Source organism: Microbacterium sp. CFH 31415 (genome assembly GCF_022538185.1).
Taxonomy (GTDB): domain Bacteria; phylum Actinomycetota; class Actinomycetes; order Actinomycetales; family Microbacteriaceae; genus Microbacterium.
This window is the reverse complement of record NZ_JAKYXC010000002.1, coordinates 330,192-347,894: the sequence shown is the minus strand read 5'-3', so window position 1 is coordinate 347,894 and position 17,703 is coordinate 330,192. Positions and strand designations below refer to the sequence as shown.

Annotated in this window: 20 protein-coding genes and 5 tRNA genes; 17 read left to right on the top strand and 8 right to left on the bottom strand. The window is 68.4% G+C overall.

Annotation, left to right across the window (positions count from 1 at the left end; all coding sequences use genetic code 11):
- The first annotated feature begins 4 nt into the window (after window positions 1–4).
- The gene (locus MK786_RS02600; RefSeq protein ID WP_374200400.1) at window positions 5–532 is read left to right on the top strand and encodes a type II toxin-antitoxin system PemK/MazF family toxin; all 528 of its coding nucleotides are present in this window, start codon (window positions 5–7) and stop codon (window positions 530–532) included.
- Window positions 533–627: 95 nt separating this feature from the next.
- On the opposite strand, the gene MK786_RS02595 is transcribed toward MK786_RS02600, so the two are convergent.
- The 3 genes from MK786_RS02595 to MK786_RS02585 form a co-directional block, all read right to left on the bottom strand.
- Window positions 628–2,853, bottom strand: a complete 2,226-nt coding sequence (locus MK786_RS02595) for a glycoside hydrolase family 43 protein (protein WP_241110680.1) — start codon at window positions 2,851–2,853, stop codon at window positions 628–630.
- Window positions 2,854–3,157: 304 nt separating this feature from the next.
- Window positions 3,158–3,236: transfer RNA gene (locus MK786_RS02590), tRNA-Val, on the bottom strand.
- Between the two features lie 274 nt (window positions 3,237–3,510).
- The gene (locus MK786_RS02585) at window positions 3,511–3,786 is read right to left on the bottom strand and encodes a hypothetical protein (RefSeq protein WP_241110679.1); all 276 of its coding nucleotides are present in this window, start codon (window positions 3,784–3,786) and stop codon (window positions 3,511–3,513) included.
- 177 nt (window positions 3,787–3,963) lie between these two features.
- Here MK786_RS02585 and MK786_RS02580 point away from each other — a divergent pair, with 177 nt between their 5' ends.
- Both MK786_RS02580 and MK786_RS02575 read left to right on the top strand, forming a co-directional pair.
- Entirely contained in the window at window positions 3,964–4,629 is a 666-nt protein-coding gene (locus MK786_RS02580) for a hypothetical protein (protein ID WP_241110678.1), read from the top strand.
- 137 nt (window positions 4,630–4,766) lie between these two features.
- A complete protein-coding gene (locus MK786_RS02575; RefSeq protein WP_241110677.1) occupies window positions 4,767–5,171 on the top strand; it encodes a trypsin-like serine protease in 405 nt (134 codons plus the stop codon).
- Window positions 5,172–5,288: 117 nt separating this feature from the next.
- Here MK786_RS02575 and MK786_RS02570 read toward each other — a convergent pair whose 3' ends face one another.
- A complete protein-coding gene (locus MK786_RS02570) occupies window positions 5,289–5,858 on the bottom strand; it encodes an ImmA/IrrE family metallo-endopeptidase (protein ID WP_241110676.1) in 570 nt (189 codons plus the stop codon).
- Here MK786_RS02570 and MK786_RS02565 point away from each other — a divergent pair.
- Complete coding sequence (locus MK786_RS02565; RefSeq protein WP_241110675.1) at window positions 5,776–6,174, top strand: tyrosine-type recombinase/integrase; 399 nt, start codon at window positions 5,776–5,778, stop codon at window positions 6,172–6,174. The genes MK786_RS02570 and MK786_RS02565 overlap by 83 nt on opposite strands.
- 60 nt (window positions 6,175–6,234) lie before the next feature.
- Here the strand turns inward: MK786_RS02565 and MK786_RS02560 are convergent.
- Window positions 6,235–6,307 (bottom strand) — tRNA-Val (locus MK786_RS02560).
- Between the two features lie 153 nt (window positions 6,308–6,460).
- Between MK786_RS02560 and MK786_RS02555 the strand changes: the two genes are divergently transcribed.
- The 3 genes from MK786_RS02555 (at window position 6,461) to MK786_RS02545 (ending at window position 6,761) form a co-directional block, all read left to right on the top strand.
- Window positions 6,461–6,533, top strand: a tRNA-Gly gene (locus MK786_RS02555).
- 56 nt (window positions 6,534–6,589) lie between these two features.
- Window positions 6,590–6,663 (top strand) — tRNA-Cys (locus MK786_RS02550).
- Window positions 6,664–6,686: 23 nt separating this feature from the next.
- Window positions 6,687–6,761 (top strand) — tRNA-Val (locus tag MK786_RS02545).
- Between the two features lie 64 nt (window positions 6,762–6,825).
- On the opposite strand, the gene MK786_RS02540 is transcribed toward MK786_RS02545, so the two are convergent.
- Entirely contained in the window at window positions 6,826–7,038 is a 213-nt protein-coding gene (locus MK786_RS02540; protein WP_241110674.1) for a KTSC domain-containing protein, read from the bottom strand.
- Between the two features lie 226 nt (window positions 7,039–7,264).
- On the opposite strand from MK786_RS02540, the gene thrS reads away from it, so the two are divergent.
- Together thrS and MK786_RS02530 are read left to right on the top strand one after the other, a co-directional pair.
- Window positions 7,265–9,256, top strand: a complete 1,992-nt coding sequence (thrS, locus tag MK786_RS02535) for a threonine--tRNA ligase (protein WP_241110673.1) — start codon at window positions 7,265–7,267, stop codon at window positions 9,254–9,256.
- Window positions 9,253–9,810 (top strand): HIT domain-containing protein, encoded by a 558-nt coding sequence (locus MK786_RS02530; RefSeq protein ID WP_241110672.1) that lies wholly within the window; start codon window positions 9,253–9,255, stop codon window positions 9,808–9,810. Before thrS ends, MK786_RS02530 begins: the two co-directional genes overlap by 4 nt.
- A gap of 151 nt (window positions 9,811–9,961) precedes the next feature.
- Here MK786_RS02530 and pdxY read toward each other — a convergent pair whose 3' ends face one another.
- Together pdxY and MK786_RS02520 are read right to left on the bottom strand one after the other, a co-directional pair.
- Window positions 9,962–10,813 carry a pyridoxal kinase PdxY gene (gene pdxY, locus MK786_RS02525; protein WP_241110671.1) on the bottom strand — a complete coding sequence of 284 codons (852 nt, stop codon included), beginning with the start codon at window positions 10,811–10,813 and terminating at the stop codon, window positions 9,962–9,964.
- A 7-nt stretch (window positions 10,814–10,820) separates the two neighbouring features.
- Window positions 10,821–12,164, bottom strand: coding sequence for an aminotransferase class I/II-fold pyridoxal phosphate-dependent enzyme (locus MK786_RS02520; RefSeq protein ID WP_241110670.1), 1,344 nt, complete (start codon window positions 12,162–12,164; stop codon window positions 10,821–10,823).
- A gap of 114 nt (window positions 12,165–12,278) precedes the next feature.
- On the opposite strand from MK786_RS02520, the gene pdxS reads away from it, so the two are divergent.
- From pdxS to ruvB, 8 genes are all read left to right on the top strand, one after another.
- The gene (gene pdxS / locus MK786_RS02515; protein ID WP_191766422.1) at window positions 12,279–13,169 is read left to right on the top strand and encodes a pyridoxal 5'-phosphate synthase lyase subunit PdxS; all 891 of its coding nucleotides are present in this window, start codon (window positions 12,279–12,281) and stop codon (window positions 13,167–13,169) included.
- Window positions 13,170–13,185: 16 nt separating this feature from the next.
- Window positions 13,186–13,815, top strand: coding sequence for a pyridoxal 5'-phosphate synthase glutaminase subunit PdxT (gene pdxT, locus MK786_RS02510; protein ID WP_241110669.1), 630 nt, complete (start codon window positions 13,186–13,188; stop codon window positions 13,813–13,815).
- Window positions 13,816–13,875: 60 nt separating this feature from the next.
- Window positions 13,876–14,112 carry a DUF1697 domain-containing protein gene (locus MK786_RS02505; protein ID WP_241110668.1) on the top strand — a complete coding sequence of 79 codons (237 nt, stop codon included), beginning with the start codon at window positions 13,876–13,878 and terminating at the stop codon, window positions 14,110–14,112.
- The gene (locus MK786_RS02500) at window positions 14,058–14,408 is read left to right on the top strand and encodes a DUF1697 domain-containing protein (RefSeq protein ID WP_308220018.1); all 351 of its coding nucleotides are present in this window, start codon (window positions 14,058–14,060) and stop codon (window positions 14,406–14,408) included. Before MK786_RS02505 ends, MK786_RS02500 begins: the two co-directional genes overlap by 55 nt.
- A 144-nt stretch (window positions 14,409–14,552) precedes the next feature.
- A complete protein-coding gene (locus MK786_RS02495) occupies window positions 14,553–15,311 on the top strand; it encodes a YebC/PmpR family DNA-binding transcriptional regulator (protein WP_241110667.1) in 759 nt (252 codons plus the stop codon).
- Between the two features lie 63 nt (window positions 15,312–15,374).
- Complete coding sequence (gene ruvC / locus MK786_RS02490) at window positions 15,375–15,953, top strand: crossover junction endodeoxyribonuclease RuvC (RefSeq protein WP_241110666.1); 579 nt, start codon at window positions 15,375–15,377, stop codon at window positions 15,951–15,953.
- A gap of 49 nt (window positions 15,954–16,002) precedes the next feature.
- Window positions 16,003–16,623 (top strand): Holliday junction branch migration protein RuvA, encoded by a 621-nt coding sequence (ruvA, locus tag MK786_RS02485; RefSeq protein ID WP_241110665.1) that lies wholly within the window; start codon window positions 16,003–16,005, stop codon window positions 16,621–16,623.
- On the top strand, window positions 16,616–17,644 hold the full coding sequence (gene ruvB / locus MK786_RS02480) for a Holliday junction branch migration DNA helicase RuvB (protein ID WP_241110664.1): 1,029 nt from the start codon (window positions 16,616–16,618) through the stop codon (window positions 17,642–17,644). The genes ruvA and ruvB overlap by 8 nt, the downstream gene beginning before the upstream one ends.
- The last annotated feature ends 59 nt before the right edge of the window (window positions 17,645–17,703 follow it).

The following is a 17,703-nucleotide window of genomic DNA, read 5'->3' as shown; positions in this document are numbered from 1 at the left end:
CCTGGTGACGCAATCCCGCCTGCTCAGCCGATTCGCGCAGCTCTTCCATTCGGCAGGGGCGAGCACACGGCCCTCCGACGTCGAAGGCGATGAGCCCGGCCGGTTCGGAGACACCGCCACCGTCGAGATCGTGCCTCCGGCACCGGGCGGCCTGCACATCAGCTATCTCCCGGATGTCGACGGCGAGCCGGACGCGGGCGAGATCATCTGGACCTGGGTGCCGTACGACGAGCGTGACGGACGCGGCAAGGATCGGCCTGTGCTCGTGATCGCACGCGAGGACCACGACTGGGTGTACGCCGTCCGGCTCACGAGCAAATCCCACGACGGCGACCGCGACTATCTCGCGCTCGGCTCGGGATCGTGGGATGCGCGAGGTCGGCCGTCCTGGGTCGACATCGAGCAGATCTACCGCGTCCACCGGGCCGGCATGCGGCGCGAGGCGTCCGTCCTCGAGCCGGACCGCTTCGCCCGCGTGGCCGCGGCGCTCGGCAGCCGCTACGGCTGGGGCGCGGAAGGCGCCACGGCGTAGGGCCTACGGATAGGCCGGCTCGGACCCTCTCACGCAACGAGGGGCACGCCGCCGGCCGAGCCGGCGACGCACCCCTCGAGCGCGTGTGCTGCGGATCAGCCGCAGGTCGACGCGGAGTAGTCGATGACGTCCTCCACGGTGATCGTCTCACCGCCGATCGTCGCCGTGCTCGTGATCTCCACGGAACCGGCCGGGATGCTCTCGAGGCGGGTGGCGAAGGCCTGCGAGCGGCTCTTGTCCGCACCCAGCGACGGCACCGGGCGCGATCCGTACGTGGTCGTCACCGTGGACGAGACACGTGCGTCCTCGATGTTGGTCACCGTGACGATGAGCATCACCTTCGAGCCGACGCACCGGGTGTCGATCGAGGTCGAGACGAGACCGGAGCCCTCGACCACGGCGGTCTCGGTGCTCTCGTTCCCCGCGTTGTCGGTCGCCCGGACCGTGGCGGTGCGGTCGACGATCGACGGCTCCAGCGTCGACGTGGCTTCGCAATCGGCCCACTCGCCCTCGTCGACGCGCAGCTCGCAGGTGGCGATGCCCGAGTTCTCCGCGACACCGGCGGGAAGCGGGTCAGTCGCCGAGACGGCGACGTCCCAGCCGTCCACCTGGACGTCGACGTCGGGCGCTGTCGTGTCCAGCTTGTACGCCACGTCGGTCGTCCACAGCATGACCGCGTCGCCGCCGAGCGAGGCATCCCGATACTCGAGCTGCGCCCAGTTCGTCCCCTCCACGGCATTGACGGGCACGGTCATGCCCCGAGAGATGTCGGTGATCGTGTCGGCTGCGACGACACGGGGGCCGTCGTTGTGGCCTTCGACCAGCCGCAGCCATGCCGGCGAGAGACCGGTGTCGTTGAAGTCGGTCCAGTCCACCTCGAGGTGGGGCGCCTCGTTCAGCCAGGCGTCCTCCTCGACGGCCGCACCGCTCTCATCGACGACCGACGCCTCGACATGCACGGGGGAGTTGTAGTGGGCCATGACGCCCTCCCACTCCTCGAGCGTGACGGGAAGCACCGAGCCATGGCGCGGGCTGACGGGCAGCGACCAGTGCGGCGACGTCTCCGATCGGGCATTGCACGAGCTGGAGAGGCCGGTGGTGTTGCACCACGACTGGCCGAGGTACTCCCACTCGTTCGGCGGCGTGTCCATCGAATCCGCACGCCACGCGACGTAGCCGCCACCGGAGGCGTAGTCGATGAAGACATACCACTTGTCCTCGACGTTGTCCTTGAAGACGAGTGGTCCCTCGAGGTTGCCGCCGGAGAGACCCGGGATCTGCCACTTGCTCGAGCCGTTGGGGTTGCCCACCATCGTCCACGCGTTGGGGTTCTCGGTCAGCGGCGTGATGGGGTTGCGGTTCGTCACGTACGGGGTGGTCTCCTCCGCGCCCCACGTGTCGTACAGGTCGTCGAGCGAGTCGATGTACTGCAGCAGCACCCGGAAGCCGTTCTCGTCCTTGGTGAGACGGTAGATCCGGTCATCCGTCGCGATCATCGTCGAGTCGATCATGCCCCAGCCCTGGCGGCCGGTGGAACGATCGAGGTTGACCCAGGTCGTCGGCTCGCTGAAGGTCACGAAGTCCTTGGTCGTGGCCACGCGGATGCGGTTGTACGAGATCTGCGACGTGTTGCGGCTCTCGATGTTCTCGTCGGGGTAGAGGTTCGACGCCCAGAAGACGATGTACTGCTCGTTCTTCTCGTCATAGAAGGCCTCCGGCGCCCAGACGTTGCCGGCGTGATCGTCCTCGACCTTGATGAAGCGGGGCTCCGACCAGTTGACGAGGTCGTCGGATTCGTAGACCACGAGGTTCCGCGAGCCCTTCGACTGGCGGTACGACCACGACTGGCCGTCCTGGTAGGTCTTCAGGTCGGTCGCGAGGAGGAAGAAGCTCTCACCGTCCGCCGAGCGGATGAGTGACGGGTCGCGCAGGCCCATCTGCCCCTGGGGCGGGTTGACCGTCTGGAGGATCGGCTGTGACACCGACGTCCCCTCGTCGTAGTTGAGCTCGTACCAGTTCAGGGGGTCGTTCCCCTTGGATGCGCTGATCCAGATCTGCTCGCCGTTCCTGCCGCCGTCATCGCCGCCGTGGAACGACGCGAAGACGTAGCGTTCGTACTCCTGCTCCGGCGCTTCTTGCTCCGCCGCCGTGACAGCGGCGGCGTCAGGCGGAGACGAGGTCTCGGGGATCTGGGCCATCGCGGGGGTCGCGGCGAGCATGGCGACGCCCAGCGCGCCGGTCGTCGCCAGCGACAGGAGGCGGGCCGTGACTCGGCGGCTCGGTGTTCGGTTCGGCGAGGTGGGGGATGGGATCTGTGGCATCGGTGCCCTCTTTCCGGACGGTTCTGGAACGTCGCCTGGTCCGACGCGGGCGTCGTGCACGGCGAGTCAAGACTCGTCGCAGTGGCGACCACCGTGTCGACCGGAGATCCGCAGGGGAGCGGATTGATGGCCACGCTATCGCGTTACCGCTCACATTCGCCGAGGCGTGAGAGCATCCTCATCCGGCGCCACCATCTCGTGCGGATCCCGGTCAGAGGGTTCGCGTACGGGACACGGTCGGGACGACCGGCTCTGTCGAGGGCTCCGACAACGGAAAACCCCCGCCGGAGCGGGGGCATTTCGGTGGGCGATACCAGACTCGAACTGATGACCTCTTCCGTGTGAAGGAAAGAAGACCGTCCCAACGGGTCCCATCTCGTCCCCAGAAAGCCCGGAATCTCGGTGCCCAGTAGCATCGGCAGCACGCGCCGTCCCAACGCATCCCAAACCATCCCATCCCGTCCGCACACACACGCGCACACAGCGCCGGTCGTGCCGTACCTGCGCCCGCGCCCGCGCGGGTTTCGCTTCGACCGGTCGAACGGGCGCTCGCGCGCGTTTGGTCATCGACTGGTCGATGAGCGCGGCAAGTGCTGATGATTAGCCGCCAGGCGATGGTCGAAATGGGGACCACCGGTTCGGACCCGCTCTCCAGCATCACTTGGCGGCGCCGACCATCCAAGGCTCACCATCGATGCAATCAGCGTTGGCCCATGCCGCGTCGACCTCGTCACCAGGCCCACCGGTCATTGTCACGGTGGACCCTGATGCGGCGACGGCGTCCCCGTCGGCGTTCAGGACGGTGAACGCCTGGCTGTCCCCGTGGACGGTGTATCCGCTAGGCCACACAAGATTCACGGTGCCGCCCGCGGTCTCCGCCTGGACACACCCCTTGTCGCCGATGACTAGGTCTGCGGTGAGCTGAACCTCCATGCCGGTCGGTTCGGTCTGGTTACTCGTGACAATCCGGATCTCGTCCCCGGTCGGGGTGGGGTCAGGCGGGGAAACGGAAGTGCAGCCCGCGGCAACCAGGGTGATCAGTACAGCACCACTCACCGTGCCAAACGATCTCCATTGCGCCCTCATGACGGCGCACCATAGCATGCGAAAATGCAGCGGAGTCTTCTTGGCGTCGTCGGTCTTCTCGCAATCGGGCTCTTCGTCGCCGGCTCGACCAACGTCGCGTTCGCCGAGGAGCGCACAGCGCCCCGTTCCGTGGACGACGGCAAAGAGACACCACCCGACCAGGACCCTCTTCCTGCCGATCTGACCGGCGACGCTGACCAGTCGGCCGAACGCGATCGGTTGCGGTCGCTGCTTGCGCCACTGGTGGAGTACGACGGCGGGCTCCTCTGGGACGGCGATTCTGGAGTGCTGACCGTTCGGATGACTTCTGACGCCGCCCTGGAGCAGGCCCGGAAGATCGTTTCCGCGTCCGCGACCCCTCTCGCCACGGAATTTGAGCGAGTTGAGTATTCACAGCGCGAGCTCGACGAACTCGCGGCCAGGTTGCTCGAGCATCAGAAGGAGTGGGCCGGAGCCACTGGCATCGGCGGGGGTCATGATCCGGCGAGCAACCGGGTGTTGCTGCAGGTTGACCCGAATTTCAAGGACGCCCCGATCCTCATTCGTGCCATCGAGAATCTCGACGACCCCAGGGTCGTTCTTGAGCGAATCGAGCCGGTGGAAGGGTGGGCACCCGAGAGCCGCGTGGACGACTACCAGCCGTACACGGCCGGCGCAGCTATTGATTCCGCTAACTACGGATGCACCTAGGGTTTACGTGGAAGCGCTGGGGTTCGGGGCAAATCGTAGGCTCGACAGCCCGACACTGCATCGATGTCAGCTGGTATAACAACGGCACGTATGTCGGCACAGTGTTCCAGTCGAAGCCGGGCGTCGACTCAGCCATCATGAGCGGGACCTCCTACTCGCCCACGGTTTTTGTCGGCAACCAGACGACGAACGTCGTCCGTCGCGTAGTCGCGATCGACACCGCCTGGGGCGCGGGCGATTCCGTCGCGATGAGCGGACGAACCACCGGTCTCACCGTCGCGACCGTGAAGATGCCGACTTACACCCTGCCCTCGTGCGCGGGTACAACCTACTCCGGCATGAGCGGTGTCCTCATGAATCAGCACTACACCGACCACGGCGATTCGGGCGGCCCCTGGCTCACAACCCAATCGGTGACGGGTTACGCCGTCGCCCACGGCCAGCACTTCGGCTTCGGATGCGCGTCCGGATATACCGGCTCGTTCTTCGTGAAGCTCAACGCCATCAGCGCGGCGCAAGAGGCCTCGATCCTCTTCTATTGAGAACAGGGGTTGTCGGTCCATCCATACCCGGTGCGGCTCGCCAGAATCGTCACGTTGGCCGCATTCTCGATCCAGCAGGACTTGCGACACGAGCTCCTGACGCCGATCCTGTCGATGTCATAGCGCCCGCAACTGCGCAACCGGGCGTGAGGTGGTCGACCTACCGACTGCGGCAGGAGCGGGCGCGAGCGCGCGAAGGGTCATGACCGGGAATGCGAGCTCGTGCTCGATGCGCTCAGCAGCGTAGGGGTTCTCGCCATAGCGATCTTGAAGGAGGCGGAACAGCAGGCGCGGCGTCTCTGCGCCAACGTGCACGGGCTCCTCCTTGCGCCATCCGCGAGACGAGATTTGACGGTAGAGCGTCGAGACGCGGTCTTTGTCGATCGTGCCGGCTGCCTCGCCCCGTTTCACCAGCGCGGCGATCGAGACGCCCCAACCAGCTTTCACCCGCGCGAGCTGCTGCAGCGTCGAGTCTGGTGGAATCAGTTCGGCCGCGCGAGAGTCGGGAACGAGGAACGCGCCCGCAAACAGGTGCGCCTCCGTCTCCGGATCCGCCGACTGGCGGAAGGAGTGGAGCACAAGATGGCCGAGCTCGTGCGCGAGAGTGAAACGAATCGGTGCACTGCTCAGCTGGCGGCTGCGGCAGGACAGCGAGCGGGAGCTCTGGGGCGAAGCGTGGACCGACACGGGCTATGTCTTCACCATGGAGAACGGCGAGCCCGTGAAGCCCGACTACGCGACGCGCCTGTTTGAGACGCTCCGCAAGCGCGCGGGGCTCCCGAAGATCACGCTGCACGGCGCGCGGCATGAACACGCGTCACTCTGGATCGCGGGCGGGGGAGACGTCACGCAGCTGTCGAAACGGCTCGGCCACTCGACGAGCCGCATCACCGCTGACCTCTACGTGGCGCGCGTCGGCGACGCCGACCGGGTGCACGCAGAGCGCGTCTCAGCGATGATTCCGAGGGCATCGTCACACACACCGCACACACAACCGGCCTGAGCGGGCAAAGCAAGAGGCCCGGAATCCGCGACTTCCGCGTGATTCCGGGCCTCTTTCCGGTGGGCGATACCAGACTCGAACTGATGACCTCTTCCGTGTGAAGGAAGCGCGCTACCAACTGCGCCAATCGCCCGCTGCCCCGAGGGGCCGAGAGTCGATACTACCGGATACGGGAGGGTGCCCGAGACCGGAATGTGAGACACGCGCGGGTCGCGCTCGGTTTGGCGCTCCGCCGTTCGTGGGATAAAGTTCTTCAAGTGCCCGGGTGAGAATCCGGGAACGAAATGCGGATGTAGCGCAGTTGGTAGCGCATCACCTTGCCAAGGTGAGGGTCGCGAGTTCGAGTCTCGTCATCCGCTCGAGTGCAGGGGCCTTCTCACCGGGAGGCCACGGCACGTGGGGTCAAACCACACGCGGTGGCGTGGCCGAGCGGCTAGGCACCGGCCTGCAAAGCCGTTTACACGGGTTCGAATCCCGTCGCCACCTCCACTCGAACTGAATAGCCTGTACAGGCGCGATTGGCGCAGCGGTAGCGCGCTTCCCTGACACGGAAGAGGTCACTGGTTCGATCCCAGTATCGCGCACCACCCGGAAGACCCCCGCATGCCGGGGGTTTTCGCGTTTTCGGCTCCGAACCGCGCGAGCCGTGTCTCACCGCTTCCGACGGTCGGGGTACCGCTCCCGGATGCGCGACTGGAAGAAGCGCCCCGGGCTCTCGGCGGCGAGCAGTCCGTCGTGCACAGACGGCGGAACCGCGAAGAATTCGTACACGTCACCTGATGTGAACTCGATCTCGAGGATCGCCATCGCGGGGTCGTAGCCGACCGCCGCGATGGCGGAGGACTCGATGCGCCGTCGCCTCATGTCGCCGAGCGTACGACGGAGCGGCCATGCCGGACCGCCGCCCGCGCCGCGGGCGCGGTGCGCCCGGAGCGACTGGATAGACTCGACGAATGGAACTCGCCGTGTCGACGCACGCATTCTGGGCCGTGACGGCCGGCACGCGAACGCTCGGCGCCTGAGCGGGCAGGACGCGCCCGGCGTCCGAAGCTGAGTAGCCTTGATCCGAGCCACCTCCAGGAGAGTTTCCGTGACTGACGTGTCGTACCCCGCCGACGGGTTCGCCCTTTTCCCCGACCGCTCTGTGGTCGCCCTCCGCGTGAACGGCGAGCTGAAAGACCTCGCCACGCGGGTCGAGGACGCCGATGAGGTCGAACCCGTCATCATCGACAGCCCCGACGGGCTGAACATCCTGCGGCACTCCGCAGCGCATGTCCTCGCCCAGGCCGTCCAGCGCATCAACCCGCAGGCCACCCTCGGCATCGGCCCGCCGATCACCGACGGCTTCTACTACGACTTCGGTGTCGAGCACCCGTTCACGCCCGAAGACGTGAAGGCCATCGACAAGGAGATGCAGCGCATCATCCGCGAGGGGCAGCGCTTCGTGCGCCGCGTCGTCTCCGACGAGGAGGCGCGCGTCGAACTCGTCGACGAGCCGTTCAAGCTCGAGCTCATCGGGCTCAAGGGCGGCACGAAGGAAGCCGCCGAGGGGGCCTCCGTCGAGGTCGGCGCCGGCGAGCTGACGATCTACGACAACGTGGACCGCGACGGGCAGACGGTCTGGAAGGACCTGTGCCGCGGTCCCCACCTGCCGAACACACGCATGATCGGCAACGGCTGGGCGCTCCAGCGCGTCGCGGGCGCGTACTGGCGCGGCAGCGAGAAGAACCCGCAGCTGCAGCGCATCTACGGCACCGCCTGGCCTTCGAAGGACGAGCTGCGCGCCTACCAGCAGCGAATGGAGGAGGCCGCCAAGCGCGACCACCGAAAGCTCGGCAAGGAGCTCGACCTCTTCTCGTTCCCGGACGAGATCGGCTCGGGCCTGTCGGTGTGGCATCCGCGCGGCGGAGTCGTGCGGGGCGAGATGGAGCAGCACGCGCGTCGTCGCCATGTCGAGGGCGGCTACACCTACGTGTACACGCCGCACATCTCGAAGCAGGACCTCTTCCTGCAGTCCAACCACCTCGTCACCTACAAGGAGGGGATGTTCCCGCCCATCCACCTCGACGAGGAGCGCGACGAGGCCGGCGAGATCACCAAGGCAGGCGTCGACTACTACCTCAAACCGATGAACTGCCCGATGCACATCCTGATCTTCAAGGAGCGTGCACGCAGCTACCGCGACCTGCCGATGCGCCTCGCTGAGAACGGTACGGTCTACCGCAACGAGCTGTCGGGCGCCCTGCACGGGCTCACCCGCGTGCGCGGCTTCACCCAGGACGACTCGCACCTGTTCGTCACCCCCGACCAGCTCGAGCAGGAGACCACGCGCGTCCTCGAGTTCGTCATCTCGATGCTGCGCGACTTCGGGCTCGAGGACTTCGAGCTCGAGCTCTCGATGCGCGACGACGAGAAGGACAAGTGGATCGGCTCGGACGAGTTCTGGGACTACTCGACGAACGCGCTGCGCAACGTGGCGCACGCGAGTGGCCTCAAGGTCACCGAAGTCCCGGGCGAGGCCGCGTTCTACGGCCCGAAGATCGACCTGAAGACGAAGGATGCCATCGGCCGCACCTGGCAGCTGTCCACGGTGCAGGTCGACGTGAACCTGCCCGAGCGCTTCGAGCTCGAGTTCACCGACCGGGACGGCCAGAAGAAGCGGCCGATCATGATCCACCGGGCACTGTTCGGCTCCATCGAGCGCTTCTTCGCGATCCTGCTCGAGCACTACGCGGGCGCGTTCCCGGTGTGGCTGTCGCCGGTGCAGGTCGTGGGCATCCCCGTCGCCGACGACTTCGCCGACTATCTCGGTGAGGTCATCGCGCAGCTGAAGACCGAGGGCGTCCGCGCCGAGCTCGACCACAGCGACGACCGCATGCAGAAGAAGATCCGCACGCACACCACCCAGAAGGTGCCGCTCATGCTGATCGCGGGCGCGCAGGATCAGGCCGCCGGCACGGTGTCGTTCCGCTTCCGCGACGGCACACAGGAGAACGGTGTGCCGATCGCCGACGCCGTGCGCCGAGTGCACTCGGCGATCGCATCGCACGCTCTGGTGAACGGCGCCGAGGACTTCTCGTGACGGATGGCCGCCCGGGTGCGGACCCCGCGCTCATCGACGCGGCGACGCTCCCGGGTGTGCCGGACGGGTTCCAGCGCCTGTGGACCCCGCATCGCATGGCGTACATCAAGGCCGGGCCCGATCCGCTGCGCGAGACGTGCCCGTTCTGCGAGGCCCCGGACAAGTCCGACGAGGACGGGCTCATCGTGGCGCGCGGACGCACCGCCTACGCCCTGCTGAACCTGTTCCCGTACAACTCGGGCCACCTCCTGATCTGCCCGTACCGCCACATCGCGACCTACGACCAGGCCACAGATGAAGAGGTCGTCGAGATCGGCGCGCTGACGCAGCAGGCCATGCGGGTGCTGCGGACGGTGTCACGCTGCGACGGCTTCAACATCGGCATGAACCAGGGGAGTGTGGCCGGTGCCGGCGTCGACGAGCACCTCCATCAGCACGTCGTGCCACGGTGGGCGTCCGACGCGAACTTCTTCCCGATCATCGCGCGCACCAAAGCGCTGCCGCAGCTGCTCGGCGACGTGCGCCGCGCGGTGGCCGAGGCCTGGGCAGAGTGAGAACAGAGGAGCGGGGGGGGGGGGGGCGGGCCAGCCCACCACCAGAAAACACCCCCGGGGGGGGGGCCCGGGAACCACGGCGGGGGGCCGGGCGGTGGGGATGTGGCCAAACCGTTGGGGGTGTCCTGGGCCGGTGGCCCCCGCTCCTCTCTCATGCCACGCGGGTGACGTCGAACTGCATCCGCGGGCTGGCGTAGGCCTCCTGCGACTCGACGAGCTGCAGCTCGCGCTGTCCTGACGCGTGCGTGCGCTCGAGGAGGTCGAACACGCTCGACGTGGTGCACGCGAGCGCGTAGGCCAGATCGCCCGTGCCCCGGTAATGCGCCGTGAAGAGCGCCGCGGTGACGTCGCCCGAGCCGTTGGCCTTCATCGGGATGTGCGGGGTGCGCACGATCCAGGCGCCGGAGTCGTCGACGGCGAGCATCTCGATGGTCTCGTCGGGTGCGTCCGGGCGTTCGACGCTCGTGACGAGCACGGTGCGCGGCCCGGTGGCGCGGATGAGCTCGACGGAGGCGAGCGTCGTCTCGAGCGTGTCGGGCTGGGTGTCGGTGAGGAATCCCAGCTCGAACTGGTTCGGCGTGATGATGTCTGCCGCCGGTACGACCCGATCGCGCAGCAGGATCGGGATCGCAGGGGCCACGAAGCAGCCGGACTTGGCGTTGCCCATCACCGGGTCGCACGAGTACACGGCCGACGGATTGGCCTGCTTCACGCGCTGCACGGTGTCGAGGATGACGTCGGCGATCCCCTCACTGCCCTGGTAGCCCGAGAGCACGACGTCGATCTCGGGGAACGCACCGCGCTCCTCTATGCCGAGGATGACCTCGCGCACATCATCGGGGCTGATGAGCGGACCGCGCCATGCTCCGTAGCCGGTGTGGTTCGAGAAGTTCACCGTGTAGACGGGGAGGACCTCGACGCCGATGCGCTGCAGCGGGAAGACGGCGGCCGAGTTGCCGACGTGGCCGTAGGCGACGGCCGACTGGATCGAGAGGATCTTCACCGCTCGATCATCCCACCTCGGCCAGCACAGGCCGGCCGCGCGCCGCGCGGACCGCTGCCGCGAGGTCGGCGGCGAGCTGCTCGGCGTCGTCGTCTTCGAGATCGTGCACGGTCAGGCGCAGTCGACGCGAAGGTGTGCCCACCGAGAGGACGAACTCGTCGCCGGTGCGGGCGAGCCAGCCGCGCCGCATCAGCTGCTCCGACACCGAGCGGGCCGGCGCCGGCAGCGACACCCACAGGTTGAGGCCGTCACCCGCTTCGGCGGGGATGCCGTGCGCGGTCAGCCGCTCGGCGAAGGCGGCGTTCCGCGCGGCGTAGTGCTCGCCTGCGTCATGGATCGCCCCGACGGTGGCGGCGTCCGTGACCTGAGCGTGCACCAAGCGCTGCAGCAGGTGGCTCACCCAGGTGGTGCCGGGCGTGAGCCGCATCGCGAGCCGGTCGGCGGTCTCGGGGTCGGACGCGGTCACAGCGAGGCACATGTCGGGTCCGAGGAACTTCGACACCGACCGCACGAGCGCCCACCGCCGCTGCTCCGGCCCGATGAGCGAGTGGTACGGGCGTCGCGAGAGCATCGAGAAATGGTCGTCCTCGATGACGAGCACGTAGGGGTGATCGCGCAGCAGCGCGCGCAGATCGGCGGCACGGCGCTCGGAGAGGCTCGCCCCCGTCGGATTCTGCGCGCGCGGGGTGCACACGACCGCCCGCACGCCGTCCTCGAGTGCCCGGCGCAGGCCGTCAACGGTCATGCCCTCGCCGTCGACCGGAACCGGCACGGGTCGGTAGCCGCCGAGCCGGACGGTGTGGATGCTCGCCAAGAAGCACGGATCCTCGAGCGCCACCGCATCGTCGCGCGTCAACGCCTGCGCAAGCAGTCTCTCGACCGCGTCGGCCGCTCCGCTGGTGATGGTGAGGCGAGCGGATGCCGCGGCCGTCAGCCCTTCGGTCATCCACCGCTGCGCCCAGACCTCGAGGTCGGGATCGATCACGGGTTCGCCGTAGAGCACCGGCCGACCCGCGGCCCGCGCGAGCGCCTTCTCGAGTCGCGGGATCCGGTCGGGATCGGGGTTGCCGGTCCCGACATCGCGCAGCACGCTGTCGGCGGCGAATCCCTCCTGGGCCACGGCGGCATGGTCGGCGACGTGTGTGCCTCCGCGTCCGCGCGTGACGATGACACCCGCCTGGGTGAGCTGGCGGTAGGCAGCAACGGCGGTGTTGCGGTTGACGCCCAACTCGTCGGCGAGAGCGCGCACCGACGGGAGCGGGTCGCCGGGGCGGAGCATCCCGCGCTCGATGAGGGAGCGGAGACTGTCCGCGATCTCCGATGCGGATCGTCCGCTGATCTCGAGGTCCATGGCACCGCCCTTCGCGGTCCGAGTCTAGGTCGCGGTACATGATATCTTTTGGCCTAGGTCAAACCCGATCCACTCTCCGCCGCGCGGTCGCGCGGCCCTCCGAAGGGAATCGCTGTGAGCACTGTCGACACGGGCACCGGACGCGTCAAGCGCGGACTGGCCGAGATGCTCAAGGGCGGCGTCATCATGGACGTCGTCACGGTCGAGCAGGCGAAGATCGCCGAAGACGCCGGCGCCGTCGCCGTGATGGCGCTCGAGCGCGTTCCGGCCGACATCCGCGCACAGGGTGGAGTGTCGCGGATGAGCGACCCCGACATGATCGACGGCATCATCGAGGCCGTTTCGATCCCCGTCATGGCGAAGGCCCGCATCGGCCACTTCGTCGAGGCGCAGGTGCTGCAGGAGCTCGGCGTGGACTACATCGACGAGTCCGAGGTGCTGTCGCCGGCCGACTACGTCAACCACATCGACAAGTGGGGCTTCACCGTGCCGTTCGTGTGCGGTGCGACCAATCTCGGTGAGGCCCTGCGGCGCATCAACGAGGGAGCGGCCATGATCCGCTCCAAGGGCGAGGCGGGCACCGGAGACGTGTCTGAGGCGACGAAGCACATCCGCAAGATCACCAGCGAGATCAACCAGCTCAAGTCGATGACGAAGGACGAGCTGTACGTCGCCGCGAAGGAGCTGCAGGCGCCGTACGACCTGGTCGCCGAGGTCGCCGAGACCGGGACGCTTCCCGTCGTGCTGTTCGTCGCCGGCGGAGTGGCCACCCCGGCCGACGCCGCGATGATGATGCAGATGGGCGCCGACGGCGTGTTCGTCGGCTCGGGCATCTTCAAGTCGGGCAATCCCGCGCAGCGCGCGGCCGCGATCGTGAAGGCGACGACGTTCTACGACGACGCCAAGGTCATCGCCGACGTCTCGCGCGGGCTCGGCGAGGCGATGGTCGGCATCAACGTCTCCGACCTCCCGGCACCGCACCGCCTGGCCGAGCGCGGCTGGTGATCGGAGCCGCCTCGTGATGTCGTCCCGGCCTGCCGTCGGCGTCCTCGCACTGCAGGGAGACGTCCGAGAGCACGCGCGCGTGCTCTCGGGCCTCGGCGCCGACGTGAGGCTCGTCCGGCGCCCGGACGAGCTCGCGGCGGTCGAGGGCCTCGTGATCCCGGGCGGGGAATCGAGCGTCATCGACAAGCTCTCGCGCGCGTTCGGGATGCGTGAGCCCGTCCGAGCGGCGATCGCCGACGGGCTGCCGGTGTACGGCACGTGCGCGGGCATGATCCTGCTGGCGGATCGCATCACCGACGGCATCAAGGGGCAGCAGACGTTCGGCGGCCTCGATGTGACGGTGCGGCGCAACGCCTTCGGCAGCCAGGTGGACTCGTTCGAGACCGATCTGGCGATCCCGGTCCTGGGCGACGAGCCCGTGCACGCGGTGTTCATCCGCGCGCCGCTCGTCGAGGAGGCGGGCGCGGGCGTCGAGAGGCTCGCCCGGCTCGACGACGGGCGGATCGTCGCCGTGCGCCAGGGCAATCTGATCGCGACCGCGTTCCACCCCGAGGTCACCGGCGAGGATCGGTTCCACCGACTCTTCCTCGACACCGTGCGCTTGGTCCGGAGCGTGAGTCGTCCGGCGGTACATTCGGTCGCATGACGCTCATCGACTCGCTGTCTCCCTCGCCGCGATTCCCCCTCGAGTTCGCCCTCTGAGACGATGACGACCTGGGTCGCGCTCTTGCGGGGAGTGAACGTCGGCGGCATCACGATCCGCAGCGCCGACCTCGCGGAGGTCTTCGCCGAGCTCGGCTTCGAGAGTGTGCGCACCGTGCTCGCCAGCGGGAACGTCGTGTTCGAGGCCGGGGAGCGGCATCCCGTCGGGCGAAGCTCAAGACCGCGATCGAAGGGGCGCTGCGCACCCGCTTCGGCTATGACGCGTGGATCGTGCTCGTGACCCGGGGCGAGCTCGCCACTGCCGTGGACGGGTTCCCGTTCGACGACGCCGATGCGTCCCGGCAGCCCTGGGTGATCTTCTGCGTCGACGATGCGACCCGCGATGAGCTCGTGACCGCAGCGGCGCCGCTGGATGCCTCGGCCGATCCGGTCGTGTCCGGACCCGGCGTCGTCTACTGGAATCCCGTCAAAGGCACGACCGTGGACACGCCGTTCGCGAAGGTGCTCGCGAAGACCGCCTTCAAGCCGCGCACCACGAACCGCAATCTGCGCACCCTCCGGCGCATCCTGGGCTGATCGGCTCGACGACTGCGCGCAGCGCCCGTCCACCGCGGCACGCGACGGACGAGGCAGGTTTAGAATGGTCAGCCGGTGGCCGGACCCGAGCGCGGTCGGCCGCGGCCGGGCGGGAGAGCCGCCGCCGAGCTGATCAGGAGAAGCATGTCCGGGCATTCCAAGTGGGCCACGACCAAGCACAAGAAGGCGGTCATCGACGCGCGCCGTGCCAAGTCGTGGGCCAAGCTCATCAAGAACATCGAGGTCGCCGCGAAGCTGGGCGGCCCCGACCTGCAGGGCAATCCCACTCTCTTCGACGCCGTCCTCAAGGCGAAGAAGACGTCGGTCCCGAAGGACAACATCGACCGTGCCATCAAGCGCGGCGCCGGCATCGGCGGCGAATCGGTCGAGTACCTGTCGATCATGTACGAGGGCTACGGTCCCAACGGAGTCGCCCTCATGATCGAGTGCCTCACCGACAACAAGAACCGTGCGGCGGCGGAGGTGCGCACGGCGCTCACCCGCAACGGCGGCACACTCGCCGACCCCGGCAGCGTCGCGTACAACTTCACGCGCAAGGGCGTCATCGTCGTCTCGGAGGAGGGCACGAGCGAGGACGACGTCATGATGGCGGTGCTCGAGGCCGGCGCCGAAGAGGTCGAGCCTCACGCGCAGGGCTTCGAGGTCATCACCGAGGCGACCGACCTCGTCGCCGTCCGCACCGCGCTGCAGGACGCGGGCATCGAGTACGAGTCGGCCGACGTCGAGTTCGTGCCGAACCTGAAGGTCGAGATCGACGCCGAGACGGCACGCAAGGTGTTCCGCCTGATCGATGCGCTGGAGGACAGCGACGACGTGCAGAACGTCTTCAGCAACTTCGACCTGAGCGCCGACGTCCAGGCCGAGCTCGAGAACGACGAGTAGACCTCGGCTCCGACCGTGGCGCGCCTGGAGCGCGCCTGCGCACAACGCGCCTAGCGTGGGGGAGTGACCACTCCCTCCGCGCGCGGTGTGCTGCGTGTCCTGGGCATCGACCCCGGGCTCACGCGCTGCGGCGTCGGCGTCGTCGACGTGTCGCCTGATCGCTCCGCGCGGCTCGTGCACGTGGGTGTGGTGCGTTCCGATCCCGGCGCGGCGATCGAGCAGCGGCTCGCGCTCATCGCCGCAGGACTGCGTGCGGTCATCGACGACCACGCGCCCGAGGTGGTCGCCGTCGAGCGCGTCTTCGCGCAGCACAACCGCCAGACGGTGATGGGCACCGCGCAGGCGAGCGGCATCGCGCTGCTGGTGGCGGGGGAGCGCGGCCTTCCCGCAGCGACGCACACGCCGTCCGAGGTCAAGGCCGCCGTGACCGGCTACGGCGCGGCCGACAAGCGCCAGGTTCAGGCGATGGTCGCGCGGGTGCTGCGTCTCGATGCGCTGCCGCAGCCGGCGGACGCCGCCGACGCCCTTGCCCTCGCCCTCTGCCACGCGTGGCGCGGCGGACGGGCGGCGGCCGCGGCATCCGGTCCCCTCACTCCGGCGCAGCGTGCATGGGCCGATGCCGAGCGCCTCGCGCGGCGATGACGAGCGTGTCGCTCGAACAAACGTCCGAACGCACACGTAGGCTCGGAGCATGATCTCGTCAGTCCGCGGCACCGTGCTGCACATCGAGCCCGATTCGATCGTGGTCGAGGTCGGCGGGGTCGGGCTCTCGGTCGCCGTGACCCCGCAGGTCGCGCGCGCTGCGCACCTCGGCGAGCAGATCATGCTGCACACCAGCCTCATCGTGCGCGAAGACGCGCTCTCGCTCTTCGGCTTCGAGGGTCGCGACGAACTGACCGTCTTCACGCAGCTGCTCGGCGTGACCGGCGTGGGCCCGAAGTCTGCGCTCGGCGTGCTCGCCACGCTCACCGTCCCGCAGATCGCCGACGCGGTGAGCGCCGACGACGACGCCCCGTTCCGGCGCGTTTCGGGCATCGGCCCCAAGACCGCCAAGCTCATCGTGGTCCAGCTCGCGGGAAAGATCGTGGCCTCGCACACGTCACCGGCGAGCCGGGCGGATGCCTCGGCCGCCGTTCCCGCGCAGGTGGTGCAGGCGCTCATCGGCCTGGGCTGGTCGGAGCGCGTGGCCGCCGAGGCGGTGGAGTCCGTCGCCGGCGATGCGGCGCCCGCCGATCGCGCGTCGGTGCCGGCGCTGCTGCGGCTGACGCTGTCGGTGCTCGGGCCCGCGCGGAAGGAGCCCGTCGGTGGATGACTTCCGAGACGCCGCCGAGCCCGTCGACGAGACCGAGCTGGCGATCGAGGGTGCGCTGCGCCCGGCCTCCCTCTCGGAGTTCGTCGGACAGCAGAAGGTGCGCGGCCAGCTTCAGCTGCTGCTCGACGCCGCGCGCATCCAGCAGCGTCCGCCCGACCACATCCTGCTGTCCGGTCCGCCCGGTCTCGGCAAGACGACCCTCGCGATGATCGTCGCCCACGAGAGCGCGCGCCCGCTGCGTCTCTCGAGCGGACCCGCCATTCAGCACGCCGGCGATCTCGCAGCACTCCTGTCGAGCCTCACTCCGGGCGAAGTGCTGTTCATCGACGAGATCCACCGCATGGCCCGTTCGGCCGAAGAGATGCTGTACCTCGCCATGGAGGACTTCCGCATCGACATCATGGTGGGCAAGGGCGCCGGCGCGACCAGCATCCCGCTCGATCTCGCGCCGTTCACCCTGGTCGGCGCGACCACGCGCTCCGGCTTGCTGCCGAACCCGCTCCGCGACCGCTTCGGCTTCACCGCTCACCTCGAGTACTACGAGCCCGAAGAGCTCGAGCAGGTCATCGCGCGGTCGGCGGTCATGCTCGGCGTCTCGGTGCCACCTGAAGCCCGCGCCGAGATCGCGCGCCGTTCGCGCGGCACGCCCCGCATAGCGAATCGCCTGCTGCGCCGCGTGCGCGACTACCTGATCGTCCACGGCGACGGCGAGGCGGCCGACACAGCGCTCGTCGACGCCGCGCTCGACCTGTACGACGTGGACTCGATCGGCCTCGACCGGCTCGACCGTGCCGTGCTGGACGCGGTCGTGCGACGGTTCCGCGGCGGCCCGGTTGGGCTCGGCACGCTGGCGGTCGCGGTCGGGGAGGAGGCGGAGACCATCGAGTCGGTCGTCGAGCCCTACCTGGTGCGGATCGGATTCATGGGGAGGACCCCCCGAGGGCGCGTCGCGACACCTGAGGCATATGCTCACCTGGGCGCCCGGCCCGTCGAATCGGTGCTCGACTTCGATGACCTATAATCGCTGGAGGCTTTCGCCTACCCTCCTCCTCGCAGGCAGCGCCGCCATGGTGTGTGCCT